This is a genomic window from Proteus myxofaciens ATCC 19692 (genome assembly GCF_001654855.1).
Classification (GTDB): domain Bacteria; phylum Pseudomonadota; class Gammaproteobacteria; order Enterobacterales; family Enterobacteriaceae; genus Proteus; species Proteus myxofaciens.
Map to the genome: position 1 here is coordinate 1 of NZ_LXEN01000179.1, position 1,499 is coordinate 1,499.

Annotated in this window: 1 rRNA gene; it reads right to left on the reverse strand. The window is 51.3% G+C overall.

What is annotated here, in order from left to right:
• Nucleotides 1–74: 74 nt before the first annotated feature.
• Nucleotides 75–1,499 (reverse strand): 23S ribosomal RNA (locus tag M983_RS16490); the annotation flags it as partial.

Below are 1,499 nucleotides of genomic sequence, written 5' to 3' on the forward strand. Positions count from 1 at the left end.
AACCAGCAATTTCAATCTTAAACAAGCTTACTTCATTAATCTTCGTCTCTCAGACAAAACACCTTCGGTGTTGTCAGGTTAAGCCTCACGGTTCATTAGTACTGGTTAGCTCAACGTATCGCTACGCTTACACACCCAGCCTATCAACGTCTTAGTCTTAAACGTTCCTTTAGGTCGCTTAAAGCGACAGGGAAGACTCATCTCGAGGCAAGTTTCCCGCTTAGATGCTTTCAGCGGTTATCTCTTCCGCACTTAGCTACCGGGCAATGCCATTGGCATGACAACCCGAACACCAGTGGTGCGTTCACTCCGGTCCTCTCGTACTAGGAGCAACCCCTCTCAATCTTCCAACGCCCACGGCAGATAGGGACCGAACTGTCTCACGACGTTCTAAACCCAGCTCGCGTACCACTTTAAATGGCGAACAGCCATACCCTTGGGACCTACTTCAGCCCCAGGATGTGATGAGCCGACATCGAGGTGCCAAACACCGCCGTCGATATGAACTCTTGGGCGGTATCAGCCTGTTATCCCCGGAGTACCTTTTATCCGTTGAGCGATGGCCCTTCCATTCAGAACCACCGGATCACTAAGACCTACTTTCGTACCTGCTCGAGCCGTCACTCTCGCAGTCAAGCTGGCTTATGCCTTTGCACTAACCGCATGATGTCCGACCATGCTTAGCCAACCTTCGTGCTCCTCCGTTACTCTTTAGGAGGAGACCGCCCCAGTCAAACTACCCACCAGACACGGTCCCCGATCCAGATTATGGACCTAGGTTAGAACATCAAACGTTAAAGGGTGGTATTTCAAGGTTGGCTCCATGCAGACTGGCGTCCACACTTCAAAGCCTCCCACCTATCCTACACATCAAGGCTCAATGTTCAGTGTCAAGCTATAGTAAAGGTTCACGGGGTCTTTCCGTCTTGCCGCGGGTACACTGCATCTTCACAGCGAGTTCAATTTCACTGAGTCTCGGGTGGAGACAGCCTGGCCATCATTACGCCATTCGTGCAGGTCGGAACTTACCCGACAAGGAATTTCGCTACCTTAGGACCGTTATAGTTACGGCCGCCGTTTACTGGGGCTTCGATCAAGAGCTTCTCCCTAAGGATAACCCCATCAATTAACCTTCCAGCACCGGGCAGGCGTCACACCGTATACGTCCACTTTCGTGTTTGCACAGTGCTGTGTTTTTAATAAACAGTTGCAGCCAGCTGGTATCTTCGACTGACTTCAGCGCCGTCCGCGAGGGACTTTACCTACCGTCAGCGTGCCTTCTCCCGAAGTTACGGCACCATTTTGCCTAGTTCCTTCACCCGAGTTCTCTCAAGCGCCTGAGTATTCTCTACCTGACCACCTGTGTCGGTTTGGGGTACGATTGTTGGTAACCTGAAGCTTAGAGGCTTTTCCTGGAAGCAGGGCATCAATTGCTTCACCACCTTAGTGGCTCGTCATCACACCTCAGCATTAAATGACCGGATTTGCCTAGTCACTCT